Raw genomic sequence first — 15,756 nt, 5'->3', positions numbered from 1 at the left:
TTGTGGGAGCTCGTCTGCCCCGTGTGTTCCGAGTTCGCGGCGGGCTCTTGGCGCAACGGTGAGAGAAATGATCGAAATAAGCAGACTCACGAAGCGATTCGCGCAGCACACCGCGGTGGACGACCTGTCGTTCAGTGTGCAACCGGGGGAAGTCCTGGGCTTTCTCGGCCCCAACGGCGCCGGCAAGTCCACCACCATGAAGATGCTCACCGGGTTCCTCGCGCCCACCTCGGGCACCGCGAGCATCCACGGTTTCGACATCCAGACGCAGACCCTCCAGGCCCAGCGCCTGATCGGCTACCTGCCCGAGGGCGCGCCCTGCTACGGCGACATGCGCGTGCGCGGCTTCCTCGAATTCATCGCCGAGGTGCGCGGCTACCGCGGCGCGCAGAAGCGCGAGCGGGTAGCGCGGGTGGTCGAGCAGCTGGAGCTGGAGAGTGTCCGCGAGCAGTCCATCGAGACCCTCTCCAAGGGCTTCAAGCGCCGCGTCGGCGTGGCCCAGGCGATCCTCCACGACCCGCGGGTGCTGATCCTCGACGAGCCCACCGACGGCCTGGACCCGAACCAGAAGCATCAGGTCCGCGAGCTGATCCGCGGCCTGGCCCGCGAGCGCATCGTCATCATCTCCACCCACATCCTCGAAGAGGTCACCGCGGTCTGCACCCGCGCGGTAGTGATCGCCAACGGCCGTCTGCTGGCCGACGGCACGCCCTTCGAGCTGGAAAGCCGCTCGCGCTACCACCAGGCGGTGACCCTGGTCGCCGACGGTGAGCTGGACCGCGCGGCCCTGGCCGCATTGCCGGGCGTGGCGGCGCTGGAAGAGAACCCGCTGGAGCACAGCCTGACGCTGCTGGCCAAGCCCGGCGAGGTGATCTTCCCGCAGGTGAATGCGCTGATCGCCGAGCGTGGCTGGCGCATCCGCGAACTGGATGTGGAGCGCGGCCGCCTCGACGAGGTGTTCCGCAGCTTGACCAGGGGGGAAGCGGCATGAAGCAGTTGCCGGTGGTCTTCAGGCGCGAGCTGGCGAGCTACTTCGCCACCCCGCTGGCCTACGTGTTCATCGTCATCTTCCTGGTGCTGTCCGGGGTTTTCACTTTCTACCTGGGCAATTTCTACGAGCGTAACCAGGCGGATCTGACGGCCTTCTTCAACTTCCATCCCTGGCTCTACCTGTTCCTCATCCCGGCGCTGGCCATGCGCCTGTGGGCCGAGGAGCGCAAGTCCGGCTCCATCGAGCTGCTGATGACCCTGCCGATCACCCGCTTCGAGGCGGTCACCGGCAAGTTCCTCGCCGCCTGGGTGTTCGCCGGCATCGCCCTGCTGCTGACCTTCCCCATGGTGCTCACGGTCAACTACCTGGGCGAGCCGGACAACGGCGCCATCCTCGCCGGCTACCTCGGCAGCTGGCTGCTGGCCGGCGGCTACCTGGCCATCGGCTCGTGCATGTCGGCGCTGGCGAAGAACCAGGTGATCGCCTTCATCCTCGCCGTGGTGATGTGCTTCGTGTTCATCGTCAGCGGCTTCCCCCTGGTGCTCGACGCCTTCAATGCCTGGGCGCCGCAGTGGCTGCTGGACGCGGTGGCCTCGATGAGCTTCCTGACGCGTTTCGATGCGATCAGCAAGGGCGTCATCGACCTGCGCGACCTGCTGTTCTTCGCCAGCCTGATCGTCGCCTGGCTCGCCGCCACGGCGGTGGTGGTCGACCTGAAGAAAGCCGATTGAGGAAGCCCGCATGAAGAAACTGATGTATTCCGCCGCCGGGCTGCTGGTCATCGCCTTGCTGTTCCTGGCTTTCAACCTGGTGTCCGGGCTGGCCTTCACCGGCGCGCGCCTGGACCTGACGCAGCAGAAGCTCTACACCATCTCCGATGGCACCAGGAAGGTGCTGGGCTCCATTGGCGAGCCGATCAACCTGTACTTCTTCTTCTCCGACAAGGGCAGCAAGGACCTGGTCCCGCTGCGCAACTACGCCAAGCGCGTGGAGGAACTGCTCAAGGCCTACGAGCGCGAGGCCGACGGCAAGATCCGCCTGCACGTCATCGACCCGCAGCCGTTCTCCGAGGAGGAGGACAAGGCCGCCGAGTTCGGCCTGCAGGCGGTGCCGCTGAACCAGGGCGGCGACACCCTGTACTTCGGCCTGGCCGGCACCGACGCGCTGGACAACATCCAGGTGATCCCGTTCTTCCAGCCGGACCACGAGGCGTTCCTGGAGTACGACCTCAGCCGCCTGGTCAACGCCCTGGCGCATCCCAAGCGGCCGGTGGTGGGCGTGCTCAGCACCCTGCAGATGACCGGCGGCTTCGACATGCAGACGCAGCAGCCCAGCTCGCCCTGGATGCTGCTCGACGAGGTGCGCCAGCAGTTCGACCTGAAGAGCCTCAAGCCCGACGTCGACGCCATTCCGGACGACGTCAGCGTGCTGCTGCTGGTGCACCCCAAGCACCTGCCGCAGCAGACGCTCTACGCCATCGACCAGTTCGTGCTGCGCGGCGGCAAGCTGCTGGCCTTCGTCGATCCCTTCAGCGAGGCCGACAAGTCCTCGCCCATGGCCGCGCTGGATGGCCCCGGCGACCAGGCCTCCGACCTCGAACCGCTGTTCAAGGCCTGGGGCGTGCAACTGCTGCCGGGCAAGGTGCTCGGCGACGCCAGCTACGCCATGTCGGTGAGCATGGGCCAGGGCCAGCGCGCGGCGCACCACCCGGCCTGGCTGAACCTCGACGCCAAGGCGCTGGACGCCAACGACGTGGCCACCGCCGGGCTGGAGAACCTGACCCTGGCCACCGCCGGCATCCTCGAACCGCTCAAGGACGCGAAGACGCACTTCACGCCGCTGATCCAGAGTTCGGCGCAGGCGATGCCCTTCGACGCCCAGCGCTTCGCCACCCTGCGCGACCCCGGCGAGCTGATGGCCCAGCTCAAGCCCACCGGCCAGCGTTACGTCATGGCCGCGCGCATCCAGGGCCCGGCGCAGAGCGCCTTTCCCAATGGCATCGAGGGCCGCAAGGACGGCCTGAAGAGCGCCAACAGCATCAACGTCATCGCCGTGGCCGACACCGACCTGCTCACCGACCGCATGTGGGTGCAGGTGCAGGACTTCTTCGGCCAGCGCGTGCCGCAGCCCTGGGCCGACAACGCCAGCTTCGTGATCAACGCGCTGGACAACCTGGCCGGCTCCGACGCGCTGATCAGCGTGCGCTCGCGCGGCCGCTTCAGCCGCCCGTTCACCGTGGTGGACGAACTGCAGCGCCAGGCCGAGACGCGCTTCCGCGAGAAGGCCGACGCGCTCAAGCAGCGCCTGGCCGACACCGAGCAGAAGCTCGCCGCGCTGCAGAATCCCGACCCGGGCAAGGCCCTGGAGCTGACGCCGGAGCAGCAGAGCGCGATGCAGCAGTTCATCCAGGAGCGCGTGCGCATCCGCAAGGAGCTGCGCGACGTGCAGTTCCAGCTCAACGCGGATATCGAGTCCCTCGGCCGCACCCTGAAGATCGTCAACATCGCCGCCGTGCCGCTGCTGCTGACCCTGGGCGTGCTCGCCCTGTGGTGGTGGCGCCGCCGGCGCCAGGCCTGAGGAGGCGGCCATGCAACGCAAGAGTCTGATCCTGCTGGTGGTCCTGGTGGTGGCGCTCGGCGGCCTCTTTGCCTGGCTGCAGCGCGAGCCAGCCCGCCTGGCGCCGCCGGCGGAGGTGCGCTATTTCCCGGGCCTGGATGTGCAGCAGGTGAGCGCGGTGACGGTACGCCGCCCCGGCCAGCCGGACATCCGCGTGGCGCGCCAGGACGGTCGCTGGGTGATGCCGGCCAAGGCCGGCTACCCGGCGGCCGGGCGCCTGGTCGGCGACCTGCTGCACGACCTGGCGCAGGCGCGCAAGGTCGAGGCCAAGACCCGCGAACCGGGCAACTTCGCCCAGCTTGGCGTCGCCGACCAGGGCGAGGGCGCCGGCGTGCGCCTGAGCCTGGAGCGCAGCGGCGGAGCGCCGCTGGAGCTGCTGGTGGGCAAGGCCGCGCAGCAGGGCGGGCGCCTGGTGCGCCAGCCCGGCGACGAGCAGGTCTGGCTGATCGACAAGGACCTGCGTCTGCCGCCCGACGAGTTGGACTGGCTGGACCGGCGTATCACCAGCATCCCCTTCGAGAAGGTCGCCGAGGTGTCGGTGAGCTACCCCGGCGGGGAAACCCTGACGGTGTTCCGCGACAAGGCCGGCGAGCCCAACCTGCGGGTACGCCAGCTGCCCAGGGACGCCAAGCTGGCCTACGAGTCCATCGCCAACGGCATGGCCACGCCCTTCGGCGCCCTGACCTTCAGCGAAACGGCGCCGCTGGACCAGGTGCAGTTCAAGGGGCCGGCGCGCCTGAGCCTGACGCTCAAGACCCTCGATGGCGCCAGCCTGAGCGGGCGCGTGCTGGAGCAGGGCGGGCAGAACTGGCTGCTGCTGGACCGCATCGAGGGCTTCGCCGACGGCCAGATCCAGGCGCGCAAGGGCTGGGCCTACCGCATCGAAGCCAACCAGTACGAGGCGCTTGCCCGGCACCTGGCGGATTTCACCGCGAAGAAACCTTGAGGTATTTCAAAGGCCGGCCGGGCGAAGTTCCGGTCGGCAACTTTCACCATGGGCGTGCGGAAATGTGCGCTACAGCACGCCGACAATGACAAAACTTACAACTCCGTTACATCGTCCAAGTGCACCAGAATGGCCTTGGAAGCCCCGTAAAATGGCACTTTGGCCGCATCGGTCACGGTGCTGGCACTGAGGCGAAAAAGTGCTTTCCAGCTGTAACTTTTGATTTATATACTCGGGAGCGCGGTCGTCATTGGGGCGTTATTCGAATTGCCCATCCAGCGGCTAAGGCCCTGGACGGTCAACGCGGACAACCCTCCGCCTGTCGAGCCGTTGCAGTCCTCATTCCCGGGGGCCACCCAAAAATAATAGCGAGTTGGAGAGTGTGGTAATGGCTGATCGTGAGGTCGGAACCGTCAAGTGGTTCAATGACGCCAAGGGTTATGGATTCATTCAACGCGACAGCGGTCCGGACGTTTTCGTCCACTACCGCGCCATTCGTGGCGAAGGTCACCGCTCCCTGGTCGAAGGCCAGAAAGTGGAGTTCTCGGTGATCCAGGGTCAGAAAGGCCTGCAGGCGGAAGACGTCTCCAAGGTCTGAGAACCCGTTTACGATCTGCTGCGCGTCGGCATAACTGCGTTGAAAACAGGCGAGTAATGCTCATTTAGCTAGCTAAACTGCGCTTCCTCGCCTGTTTGACTCGCTGCGCTCGCCCTTCGGGCCAGCCTTCGGCTGTTACTCCCGTTGGTCGTTGCGCCTTGTTCTGCTCTAGCTCGCGAGATCGTAAACAGGCTCTGAGCCCCCGAAGACAAAGGCCCGTCGCGAGACGGGCCTTCGTTTTCCAGCCGGCGCCTGGCGCCCGGCTCTTCAGCAACGACGCCGTGCATCGCGCCAGCGTCGTTTTCGTGCTTCAGGCGGTTCGCCAGGTGATCTCGGCGACGCCCTCGGCGGTCACCTTCAGCCAGCGGTCGGCGTCTTCCTCGCCCTGTTCTTCGCTCCAGCCACCCGGTGCGCAGCGCACCTCCACGCCCAGCGCGGCGTTGGCCGCCCTGGCGCAGGCCAGGTCGTCGTCCCAAGGCGTGGCGTCGCTGTCGATGAACAGGCTGTGCCACTTGCCCACCGCCTGCGGCAGCCAGGTCAGCGGGATCATCCCGTTCGGGCTGTCGGCCAGGCACTTGAAGGTCTCGCCCTGGCGCCGCCATTCGCTGCAGGGGCCCAGCGCCTCGGCCAGCCAGGCGCCGACGGCGGCCTGGTCGGCGTCCTTCAGGTAGATCTCGATATCCGGTTGGCGCATGGGCGTCCTCGTCAGGGTTTTTGGCGTTCCAGCCAATCGTAGCGCACCGCCACAGTGACCTCGAAGGGCTCGGCGAGGATGCGCTCGCGGCGCTGCGGGTTGACCCGCCAGCCGTGGGGCGTCATCGCCAGCAGGGTTTCGCGGGCTTCGCGGCTGTCCAGGGCCAGGCGGAAATTCAGGCTTTCCGTATGGGCCAGGGCCAGGCTTGGCGGCAGGTCGGCCAGGTGCTTGTCGTCGACGTACTCGCGCACCTCGTCGTACAGGCGCTGGCGCAGTTCCAGCAGGTGGTCGCGGCCCGGGCCCAGGCGCAGCACGCCGCCGCCGGGGGCCAGCAGGCGCGCGGCCTCGTTCCAGTCGATGGGGCTGAATACGCTGGCCAGCAACTGGCAACTGGCGTCTGCCAGCGGCACCCGGGCCATGCTGGCGACCATCCAGGTCAGCTGCGGGGCGCGGCGGCAGGCGGCTTTCACCGCCTCGCGGGAGATGTCCAGGGCGTAGCCGTCGCTGGCGGGCAGGGCCTCGGCGAGCTGGGCGGTGTAGTAGCCCTCGCCGCAGCCGATGTCGAGCCAGCGCGCCGGCGCGCGTTCGGCGGCCAGCTCGGCCAGGCGCCGGGCCAGCGGGGCGTAGTGGCCGGCGCCGAGGAACTGGCGGCGGGCCTCGACCATGGCGGCGTTGTCGCCCGGGTCGCGGCTTTTCTTGTGCTGCACGGGCAGCAGGTTCAGGTAGCCCTGGCGCGCGCGGTCGAAGCTGTGCCCGGCGGGGCACTTCACGCCGTTGTCGTGGCGCTCCAGGCTCGCCTGGCAGATCGGGCAGGTGAGCATCAGTCCTTGCGCTCCGTGCGCAGCGGGCTCAGCACGGTGAGCAGCGGCAGGCTGCGCTGGCGCAGGTTGAGCTGGTAGCTGCGCAGGGCGTAGCGCCGCTCGGCGGCCGGGGCCGGCGGTGGGATGTCGGGTTGGGTGGCGGCCAGGCAGAAGCCTTTCTTCACGTCTTTCATGCCAGCAGCCGCACCAGAGTCTGGTAGTAGATTTCGCTCAGCAGGTCGAGGTCGCTGGCCAGCACCCGCTCGTTGACCTGGTGGATGGTGGCGTTGACCGGGCCCAGCTCGACCACCTGGGTGCCCAGGGTGGCGATGAAGCGCCCGTCCGAGGTGCCGCCGGAGGTCGAGGGAGTGGTCTGCCGGCCGGTCACCGCCTGGATGCTGGCGGCCACGGCGTCGAGCAGCTCGCCCGGCTCGGTGAGGAACGGCAGGCCGGACAGCGCCCAGTCGATGTGCCAGTCCAGGCCGTGCTTGTCGAGGATGGCGGCGACGCGCTGCTGCAGCCCCTCCGGGGTGGACTCGGTGGAGAAGCGGAAGTTGAACACCACCACCAGCTCGCCGGGGATGACGTTGGTGGCGCCGGTGCCGCCGTTGATGTTGGAGATCTGGAAGCTGGTCGGCGGGAAGAAGGCGTTGCCGTCGTCCCAGTGCTCGGCGGCCAGCTCGGCCAGGGCCGGGGCGGCCAGGTGGATGGGGTTCTTCGCCAGGTGCGGGTAGGCCACGTGGCCCTGCACGCCGCGCACCTTGAGGGTGGCGCCGAGGGAGCCGCGGCGGCCGTTCTTGACCACGTCGCCGACCAGGGCGGTGCTCGACGGCTCGCCGACGATGCACCAGTCCAGGCGTTCGTTGCGCGCGCGCAGGCGCTCGACCACGGCCTTGGTGCCGTGCTGCGCCGGGCCTTCCTCGTCGCTGGTGATCAGGTAGGCGATGCTGCCGCGGTGGTCCGGGTGCTCGGCGACGAAGCGCTCGGTGGCGATGATCATGGCCGCCAGGCTGCCCTTCATGTCCGCCGCACCGCGCCCGCAGAGCATGCCGTCGACGTCGATCAGGGCGTCGAACGGCAGGTGCTGCCAGGCCTGCGCGGGGCCGGTGGGGACCACGTCGGTGTGCCCGGCGAAGCACAGCACCGGGCCTTCGCCGCCATCGCGGCCGGCGCGGCGGGCCCAGAAGTTGTCCACTTCTTCGATGCGCATCGGCTCCAGGTCGAAGCCGCAGGCGGCCAGGCGCTGCATCATCAACTGCTGGCAGTCGGCATCGACGGGGGTGACGGAGGGCCGGCGGATCAGCTCGCAGGCGAGGGCCAGGGTCGGCGACAGGGACATGGGCAAGGCATCCAGGGTGAAACGGAAAAGGCGCACATCTTAAAGCAAAAGCGCGGGGACAGCGCGTCGTCTGGTCGCAGCGGGGCGCGACTGTCTTGCCGACTGCGCCGGGGTGCTTTCGTAGGATGGGTTGAGCCTGCGAAACCCATGCTGCCGCGGTGATGGGTATCGCTTCGCTCAACCCATCCTACGTCAGGAGACTCCCGCGTGTCGGAAGCCACCTGTGTAGGATCTCATCCGCGAACTGCGCCGGGGTGTCCGGCTATCGCGGACAAGGTCCGCTCCTACCGTATGAGCGAGCATGGCTTTTCGTAGGATGGTGTTGAGCGAAGCGATACCCATCGCCATGACCGCATGGGTATCGCCAAGGCTCAACCCATCCTACGAAAAGCGCCTGGCCGTTCAGCCCACCTGCTCGGACCCGCTCAGCGCCTCTTCCTCGCGCGGGCGCGGCAGCGAAGAGAGCAGGGCCATTCCGAGCTCAACTGTAGGAGCGGGCCCTGCCCGCGATTTCGCGCGCAGGGCGCGCTCCTACAAGGAGCACGGTGCGTGGGATGGCGTAGGAGCGAGCATGGCTTTTCGTAGGATGGCGTTGAGCGAAGCGATACCCATCGCCATGACCGCATGGGTATCGCCAAGGCTCAACCCATCCTACGAAAGCCTGGCCGTTCAGCCCACCTGCTCGGAGCCGCTCAGCGCCTCTTCCTCGCGCGGGCGCGGCAGCGAGGAGAGCAGGGCCATGATCAGCGCCGCCAGGTACGGCAGTGACTGCACCAGCAGCATCACCACCCAGAACATCAGGTCCGGGCTGGGCACGCCCTGCACCAGCACGATGCCCAGGGCGGCGCCCCACAGCAGGAGCATGATGAAGACTTCCTCGCGGGCCTCCGCCAGGGCCACCAGCAGGCCGTGGCTGGAGCGCATTTTCGGCGTGCGGAAGAACGGGATGGAGCGGGTGACGAAGCCGTACAGCACCGCCTTGGCGATGGTGTGCGACAGCGACAGCCCGGCCAGCGCAGCGAACAGCGCGTCGCGCAGGTTCACGCCCACGGTGCGGCGGTAGAGGAAGAGGATCTTGCCGACCTTGAAGGCGAACAGCGTCAGCGGCAGGATCGCGAAGATCAGCAGCGGCGGGTCGACGCGCTTGGGCACGATGATCATCGCCGCCGACCAGAGCAGCGCGCCGAGGGTGAAGAAGATGTTCATGCCGTCGGCGATCCACGGCAGCCAGCCGGCGACGAAGTGGTAGCGCTGGCCGCCGGTCAGCTTGCTGCCGTCCGGGCCGCGGCCGCGCAGCAGGGCGTCGGTGTGGCGCTTCATGATCTGGATGGCGCCGTAGGCCCAGCGGAAGCGCTGCTTCTTGAAGTCGATGAAGGTGTCGGGCATCAGGCCCTTGCCGTAGCTGCGCTCGAAGTAGGCCGCCGAGAGGCCGCGCTCGAACACCCGCAGGCCCAGCTCGGCGTCCTCGGTGATGCACCATTCGGCCCACTTCAGCTCGTCCAGCACCTGGCGCCGGACCATGGTCATGGTGCCGTGCTCGATGATCGCGTCGCGGTCGTTGCGGGTGACCATGCCGATGTGGAAGAAGCCCTTGTACTCGGCGTAGCACAGGCGCTTGAAGGCGCTCTCGTGCTGGTCGCGGTAGTCCTGCGGCGACTGCACCACGGCGATCTGCGCGTCGGCGAAGTGCGGCACCATGTGCTTGAGCCAGTCCGGCTCGACGCAGTAGTCGGAGTCGATCACCGCGATGACTTCGGCGTCGGGCGCGACGAACTGCAGCGCGTAGTTCAGCGCGCCGCCCTTGAAGCCGGCCAGGGGCGCCACGTGGAAGAAGCGGAAGCGCGGGCCGAGCAGTTCGCAATGGGCTTGCACCGGCTCCCACACGGCCGGGTCCTTGGTGTTGTTGTCGATCACCAGGACTTCGAAGTCCGGGTAGTCGAGCCTGGCCAGGGCGTTCAGCGTCTCCTTGAGCATCTCCGGCGGCTCGTTGTAGCAGGGCACGTGGATGGAGACCTTGGGCCGGTAGGCGTCGGCCGCGGTGACCGGCAGGAACAGGCGGCGGCGCTTGCGCGTCCACACGGCCTCGGCCAGCTCGTGGGCCTCGGTGAACAGCACTATCACCACGCCTAGCGCGCCTATGCCCAGCAATACGCCGACGGTGATGCTGAACCAGGTGCTGTACTGCTGGCTGTAGTCGTAGCCGATCCACACCAGGATGGACGCGCAGACGAACGAGACCACGGCGAGGAAGGTCCGTCCGCGCTGGCGCAGGGCGCTGCTGTCGATCAGCAGCAGGGTGAAGGTGAGCAGCGCGAGCACCACCGAGGCGATGGCCAGCACGCGCCACTTGGGAATGGCCACCACCGGGCCCTGGAAGTTGAACTTGGGCTGGCGCGCGGCGTTGAACACGCCCCAGTAGGCGCCCACCGAGCCTTCGTCGGTGTACTTCCACGGCTGGTCGAAGGCCTCGACCACGAAGTAGTTGTAGCCCTTCTTGTTCAGCGCGTTGGTCAGTTCGCGCAGGTAGATGGCCTGGTCGGCCTGGGTGGCTGTGGCGCCGCCGCGCATGCGGCCATTGCTGGGCCAGCCGACCTCAGCCAGCAACAGCGGCTTTTTCGGAAACTTCAGGCGCAGGTCGCGGGCGCGCTCGAGGACGAACTGCACCGAGTCCTGCATGGGCACGAACTCCCAGTAGGGCAGCACGTGGGCGGCGATCAGGTCGACGTGCTGGGCCAGTTCCGGGTACTTCTCATAGATGTGCCACTGCTCGGCGGTGGTCACCGGCACCTTCACCGCGGCGCGGACGCGGTCGATGTAACCGATCAACTGGTCCTTGGTGACCTCGCGGCGGAACAGCGCCTCGTTGCCGACTATCACCCGCACCACGCTGCGCGAGCGGTTGGCGATCTCGATGCCGCGGGCGATCTCCGCCTCGTTCTCGGCCTCGTCGGCGCTGATCCAGATGCCCAGGCTGACGCGCATCCCGTACTCCTCGGCGAGGAAGGGGATGTCGGAAAGGCTGCCCTTGGTCGAGTAGGTGCGGATGTTCTCGGTCATCCGCGAGACCAGTTCCAGGTCCGAGCGGATCTGCTCGTCGCTGGGGAAGCGGCCGCTCTGCGGGCTCTGGTCCAGGCGGAAGGGCGAGAAGGAGAAGCCGGAGATGCTTTCCGGCCAGTCCGGCGCGCTCACCGGGCGGTTGTACAGGGCCCAGACGCCGGTGAGCAGGGCGGCCAGGGCGACCAGCACGACCAGGTTGAGGCCGAATTTGCGTGATGGCATGGAGCGATCGGGTTCCTGTCGGTGTTTCGGGGCCGGGAACGGGTCGGCGCGCATCCTACCCCGCACCCCCCTGGGTGTATAGCTCCCGTCCGACGCCGCGGGGGCGGCATAGAATGTCCCTGGTGGCCGGTTATGGCCTTGCCGGGCGTCAATTCGGCCGGCCCTGGCGCCCGCCTTCCTATAGAATACCGGGCGTTTTTTGCGGAGACACTGTGATGGTAGTGGACGATCAGCGTTTCGGTGGCATCGCCCGCCTGTACGGCACCCAGGGCCTGGAGCGCCTGGCCGCGGCCCACGTGGCGGTGGTCGGCATCGGCGGCGTCGGCTCCTGGGTGGCCGAGGCCCTGGCGCGCAGCGGCGTCGGCGAGATTTCCCTGTTCGACCTGGACGACGTCTGCGTGACCAACACCAACCGCCAGGTCCACGCCCTGGAAGGCGCCGTGGGCAAGCCCAAGGTAGAGGTGATGGCAGAGCGCATCCGCGCCATCAACCCGGCGTGCAAGGTCCACGCGGTGGCGGACTTCGTCACCCGCGAGAGCATGGCCGACTGCATCACCACCGACATGGACTTCGTCATCGACTGCATCGACAGCGTGCCGGCCAAGGCGGCGCTGATCGCCTGGTGCAAGCGGCGCAAGATCCAGATCGTCACCACCGGCGGCGCCGGTGGCCAGGTCGACCCGACGCAGGTGCAGGTGGCCGACCTGAACAAGACCTTCAACGACCCGCTGGCGGCCAAGGTGCGCTCGCTGCTGCGCCGCGACTACAACTTCTCGCGCACGCCGGGGCGGCATTACAGCGTGCCCTGCGTGTTCTCCACCGAGCAACTGCGTTACCCAAAGCCGGACGGCAGCGTGTGCCAGGCCAAGGGCTTCGTCGGCGAAGGGGTGAAGCTGGACTGCGCGGGTGGTTTCGGGGCGGTGATGATGGTTACGGCCACCTTTGGCATGGCTGCGGCGGCCAGGGCTGTGGATAAGTTGGTGGCGGGGGCGCGGCGGCCTTCGGAGCGTAGCGCGGCTGGGAATCCCTCTTAACGCGAACGGCGCTCACCTGTTATCGAGGTGTTTGCTGTTACTCCGCTCCCTCTCCCTAACCCTCTCCCTGAAGGGAGAGGGGACCGTTGGGCAGCGCTGGGTGTTCTGGAGTTAGCCGGCAACATCGAAGGTTTCCAGCTGAAACCATTCTTTCTCTCGGCACGGACTAGCCCCCTCTCCCTTCAGGGAGAGGGCTGGGGAGAGGGGGCGGACTTCGATATCGCTCCGGAGTTGAGCTTGACTCCGTTGTTCGCGAGCAAGCTCGCTCCTACGAAACGAGTTCGCGCATGCGTTGCAGCACCGCATTCAGACCATTGCTGCGCGAGGGCGACAACTGTCGGCCCAGGCCCAGGTCGTTGAACCACTGCCCCAGGTCCAGTTGCGCCAGTTCATCCCCCGGCAGCCCCTGCACCCGCACCAGCAGCAGCGCGATCAATCCGCGCAGCAGGCGTGCGTCGCTGGTGGCGCGGAAGTGCCAGGCGCCGTCGCGCTGTTCGGCCACCAGCCAGACCAGGCTTTCGCAGCCATGGATGCGGTTGGCCTCGCTGCGTTCCGACTCGTCCAGCGGCTCCAGCCTGTCGCCCCATTGCATCAGCAGGCGCGCGCGCTGTTCCCAGGAGGCTTGCCCGGCGAAGGCTTCCAGCGCCTGGCGGGCGGCTTCGGGCAGGCTCATCGCAGCAGTTCCAGGGCGCCGTCGAGGGCGCGGAAGAAGCGCTCCAGGTCGGCGCCGTCGTTGTACAGGGCCAGGGACACGCGGATGGCGCCGGGCAGGCCCAGGCGCTTGAGCAGCGGCATGGCGCAGTGGTGCCCGGCGCGCACCGCCACGCCCTGTTCGGTGAGCAGGTGGGCGAGGTCGGCGCTGTGCACGTCCCGCACCACGAAGCTGGCCAGCGCCGCCTGGGGTTCGCCCAGCAGGCGCACGCCGTCGCGGGCGCGCAGCCCGGCCAGCAGCTGTGCGTGCAGCAGGGCCTCGTGGGCGGCCATTTCCGCAGCGTCCTGGCGGGTCAGCCAGTCGAGGCTGGCGCCCAGGCCGATCACCGCGCCTATGGCCGGAGTGCCGGCTTCGAAGCCCAGCGGCGCCGGGCGGAAGTGGGCGCTCTGGTAATCGGCGTTCTGCACCATCTCGCCGCCGAACTGCCAGTGGCGCAGGCGCGTCAGCGCTTCCGCGCGGCCCCAGAGCAGGCCCAGGCCCTCGGGGCCGTAGAGCTTGTGGCTGGAGAACACGTAGAAATCGCAGCCCAGGGCGGACAGGCTGTGCCGGCCATGGACCACGCCCTGGGCGCCGTCCACCACGCTCAGCGCGCCTTGCGCGCGGGCCAGGGCCAGCAGCTCCGGCAGTGGCTGCCAGGTGCCGAGCACGTTGGACAACTGGCTCACGGCGAGCAGGCGGGTGCGCGGGCCGATCAGTTGCGTGGCGGCCTCCAGGCCGATGACCCCGCGGTCGTCCAGCGGCAGCACCACCAGCTTCGCTCCGCGGCGCAGCGCCAGTTGCTGCCAGGGCAATAGGTTGGCGTGGTGCTCCAGGGCGCTGATGGCGATCTCGTCGCCTTCGCCGAACAGCGGCTCCAGGCCGTAGGCCAGCAGGTTCAGGGCCTCGGTGGCGCCGTGGGTGAACACGAGCTGTTCCGGGCTGCCGGCGTCCAGCCATTGTGCCAGGCGTGTGCGTGTCGCCTCGAAGGCGCGGGTGGCGCGCTCGCCGGGCAGGTGCTGGGCACGATGGACGTTGGCCGCGCCGCTGGCGTAGTAGCCGGCCAGGGCGTCGAGCATGGCCTGGGGCTTCTGCGCGGTGGCGGCGCTGTCGAGGTAGGTCTGCTCCTCGGCTGCCAGCGCGGCGAGGGCAGGGAACGCGGAGCGCCAGGGGGAAAGAAGCATGGCTGTAAGCCTGAAGCTGGAAGCTGGAAGCTGGAAGTGCCTTGTGCAGCCCGCTTCCGGCTTTTGGCTTCCAGCTTCCAGCTCTGACTTAGTTATGCGCGTGCAGCGCTTCGTTCAGCTCGATGGCGGTCTTGTTGGTCTTGCATTCCACCGCACCGGTCTGCGAGTTGCGGCGGAACAGCAGGTCCGGCTGGCCGGCCAGGTCGCGGCCCTTGACCACCTTGACCAGGTTGTTCTGGTCGTCCAGCAGCGCCACCTTGGTGCCGGCGGTGACGTACAGGCCGGCTTCGACGATGTTGCGGTCGCCCAGCGGGATGCCGATGCCGGCGTTGGCGCCGATCAGGCAGCCTTCGCCGACGCTGATGACGATGTTGCCGCCGCCGGACAGGGTGCCCATGGTCGAGCAGCCGCCGCCCAGGTCCGAGCCCTTGCCGACGAACACGCCGGCGGAGACGCGGCCTTCGATCATGCCCGGGCCGGCGGTGCCGGCGTTGAAGTTGACGAAGCCTTCGTGCATCACGGTGGTGCCTTCGCCGATGTAGGCGCCCAGGCGCACGCGGGCGGTGTCGGCGATGCGCACGCCGGCCGGGACCACGTAGTCGGTCATTTTCGGGAACTTGTCCACCGAGAAGACTTCCAGCAGCTTGCCCTTCAGGCGCGCTTCGAGTTGCAGCTCGGCCAGCTCGGCCAGGTCGACGGCGCCGATGTTGGTCCAGGCCACGTTCGGCAGCAGCGGGAAGATGCCCGACAGGTTGACGCCATGGGGCTTGACCAGACGGTGCGAGAGCAGGTGCAGCTTCAGGTAGGCCTCGGGGGTGGAGGCGGGGGCGGCGTCTTCGGCCAGCAGGGTGGCGACCAGCGGCTTCTGGCTTTCGGCCAGGCGGTTGAGCAGGGCGGCCTGGGCCGGGGCGATGGTCTTCAGCGCGTCGGCCAGCTGGTAGGCCTGCTGGTTGCTGAAGGCGATGGCCTGGTTGCCGTTCTCGTAGCCGAGGATCGGCGCGACGGCGGCGACCAGCTCGGCGGCCGGGTTCAGCAGCGGTTGCGCGTAGAAGACTTCCAGCCAGGCGTCCTGGCGGTTCTGGGTGCCGACGCCGAAGGCCAGGCTGAACAGGGATTGGGACATGTGCGGTTCCTCGAAAAAACGGTGAAAAAGTGTCAGGCCAGCGCGGCGGCGTAGGCGTCGGGCTTGAAGCCGACCAGGGTGCGGTCGCCAAGGTCCAGCACCGGACGCTTGATCATCGACGGCTGGGCGAGCATCAGCTCGATCGCGCGGGACTCGTCGAGGTCGGCTTTCTGCGCCTCGTCGAGCTTGCGGAAGGTGGTGCCGGCGCGGTTCAGGACCGTCTGCCAGCCGTGCTCGGCACACCATTGCTCAAGGTGCGCGCGGTCTATTCCGCTAGTCTTGTAGTCGTGGAAGGCATAGTCGACGCCGTGTTCCTCAAGCCAGGTGCGGGCTTTCTTCATGGTGTCGCAGGCCTTGATTCCGTAGATGGTCCGCTGGGTCATGGGCGGCGCTCCTCGTCGTTCCTTTGGCAAGCGCGGGATTATGCCATTTTCCCGCGAACTTGCGGGGGCGGGGAGGGCGGG

Annotated in this window: 15 protein-coding genes; 6 read left to right on the top strand and 9 right to left on the bottom strand. The window is 67.9% G+C overall.

Annotated features, from left to right (window positions below; genetic code table 11):
* Positions 1–67 precede the first annotated feature (67 nt).
* From FG99_RS16790 to FG99_RS16770, 5 genes are all read left to right on the top strand, one after another.
* On the top strand, positions 68–991 hold the full coding sequence (locus tag FG99_RS16790; protein ID WP_043271228.1) for an ABC transporter ATP-binding protein: 924 nt from the start codon (positions 68–70) through the stop codon (positions 989–991).
* Complete coding sequence (locus tag FG99_RS16785; RefSeq protein ID WP_043271226.1) at positions 988–1,722, top strand: ABC transporter permease subunit; 735 nt, start codon at positions 988–990, stop codon at positions 1,720–1,722. The genes FG99_RS16790 and FG99_RS16785 overlap by 4 nt, the downstream gene beginning before the upstream one ends.
* A 10-nt stretch (positions 1,723–1,732) precedes the next feature.
* The gene (locus FG99_RS16780) at positions 1,733–3,568 is read left to right on the top strand and encodes a GldG family protein (protein ID WP_043271224.1); all 1,836 of its coding nucleotides are present in this window, start codon (positions 1,733–1,735) and stop codon (positions 3,566–3,568) included.
* A gap of 10 nt (positions 3,569–3,578) precedes the next feature.
* On the top strand, positions 3,579–4,553 hold the full coding sequence (locus FG99_RS16775; RefSeq protein ID WP_043271222.1) for a DUF4340 domain-containing protein: 975 nt from the start codon (positions 3,579–3,581) through the stop codon (positions 4,551–4,553).
* A 388-nt stretch (positions 4,554–4,941) separates the two neighbouring features.
* Positions 4,942–5,151, top strand: a complete 210-nt coding sequence (locus FG99_RS16770; RefSeq protein WP_003082372.1) for a cold-shock protein — start codon at positions 4,942–4,944, stop codon at positions 5,149–5,151.
* 310 nt (positions 5,152–5,461) lie between these two features.
* Here the strand turns inward: FG99_RS16770 and FG99_RS16765 are convergent, their stop codons facing one another.
* The 5 genes from FG99_RS16765 to FG99_RS16750 all read right to left on the bottom strand — a co-directional run bounded on the left by FG99_RS16765 (position 5,462) and on the right by FG99_RS16750 (position 11,263).
* Positions 5,462–5,845, bottom strand: a complete 384-nt coding sequence (locus tag FG99_RS16765; RefSeq protein WP_043271220.1) for a hypothetical protein — start codon at positions 5,843–5,845, stop codon at positions 5,462–5,464.
* A gap of 11 nt (positions 5,846–5,856) precedes the next feature.
* Positions 5,857–6,666: a putative RNA methyltransferase gene (locus tag FG99_RS16760; protein WP_043271218.1), complete on the bottom strand. Its 810-nt coding sequence runs from the start codon at positions 6,664–6,666 to the stop codon at positions 5,857–5,859.
* Complete coding sequence (locus FG99_RS32500; RefSeq protein WP_167361010.1) at positions 6,666–6,839, bottom strand: hypothetical protein; 174 nt, start codon at positions 6,837–6,839, stop codon at positions 6,666–6,668. Before FG99_RS32500 ends, FG99_RS16760 begins: the two co-directional genes overlap by 1 nt.
* Entirely contained in the window at positions 6,836–7,984 is a 1,149-nt protein-coding gene (gene dapE / locus FG99_RS16755) for a succinyl-diaminopimelate desuccinylase (protein ID WP_043271216.1), read from the bottom strand. Before dapE ends, FG99_RS32500 begins: the two co-directional genes overlap by 4 nt.
* A 669-nt stretch (positions 7,985–8,653) precedes the next feature.
* Positions 8,654–11,263 carry a glycosyltransferase gene (locus tag FG99_RS16750; RefSeq protein WP_043271214.1) on the bottom strand — a complete coding sequence of 870 codons (2,610 nt, stop codon included), beginning with the start codon at positions 11,261–11,263 and terminating at the stop codon, positions 8,654–8,656.
* A 215-nt stretch (positions 11,264–11,478) separates the two neighbouring features.
* Between FG99_RS16750 and tcdA the strand changes: the two genes are divergently transcribed.
* On the top strand, positions 11,479–12,297 hold the full coding sequence (gene tcdA / locus FG99_RS16745; RefSeq protein WP_043271212.1) for a tRNA cyclic N6-threonylcarbamoyladenosine(37) synthase TcdA: 819 nt from the start codon (positions 11,479–11,481) through the stop codon (positions 12,295–12,297).
* Positions 12,298–12,565: 268 nt separating this feature from the next.
* Here tcdA and FG99_RS16740 read toward each other — a convergent pair whose 3' ends face one another.
* The 4 genes from FG99_RS16740 to FG99_RS16725 all read right to left on the bottom strand — a co-directional run bounded on the left by FG99_RS16740 (position 12,566) and on the right by FG99_RS16725 (position 15,675).
* Positions 12,566–12,970 (bottom strand): SufE family protein, encoded by a 405-nt coding sequence (locus tag FG99_RS16740; protein ID WP_043271210.1) that lies wholly within the window; start codon positions 12,968–12,970, stop codon positions 12,566–12,568.
* Positions 12,967–14,169 carry an aminotransferase class V-fold PLP-dependent enzyme gene (locus FG99_RS16735; RefSeq protein ID WP_043271208.1) on the bottom strand — a complete coding sequence of 401 codons (1,203 nt, stop codon included), beginning with the start codon at positions 14,167–14,169 and terminating at the stop codon, positions 12,967–12,969. The genes FG99_RS16740 and FG99_RS16735 overlap by 4 nt, the downstream gene beginning before the upstream one ends.
* Before the next feature lie 88 nt (positions 14,170–14,257).
* A complete protein-coding gene (dapD, locus tag FG99_RS16730) occupies positions 14,258–15,292 on the bottom strand; it encodes a 2,3,4,5-tetrahydropyridine-2,6-dicarboxylate N-succinyltransferase (RefSeq protein WP_043271206.1) in 1,035 nt (344 codons plus the stop codon).
* A gap of 32 nt (positions 15,293–15,324) precedes the next feature.
* Complete coding sequence (locus FG99_RS16725; protein WP_009616622.1) at positions 15,325–15,675, bottom strand: ArsC family reductase; 351 nt, start codon at positions 15,673–15,675, stop codon at positions 15,325–15,327.
* Between the last annotated feature and the right edge of the window lie 81 nt (positions 15,676–15,756).

The sequence above is a fragment of the Pseudomonas sp. AAC genome (genome assembly GCF_000725445.1).
GTDB lineage: Bacteria > Pseudomonadota > Gammaproteobacteria > Pseudomonadales > Pseudomonadaceae > Pseudomonas > Pseudomonas citronellolis.
Note: the sequence above shows the minus strand (reverse complement) of the source record. Positions and strands in the feature narration are given on the sequence as shown.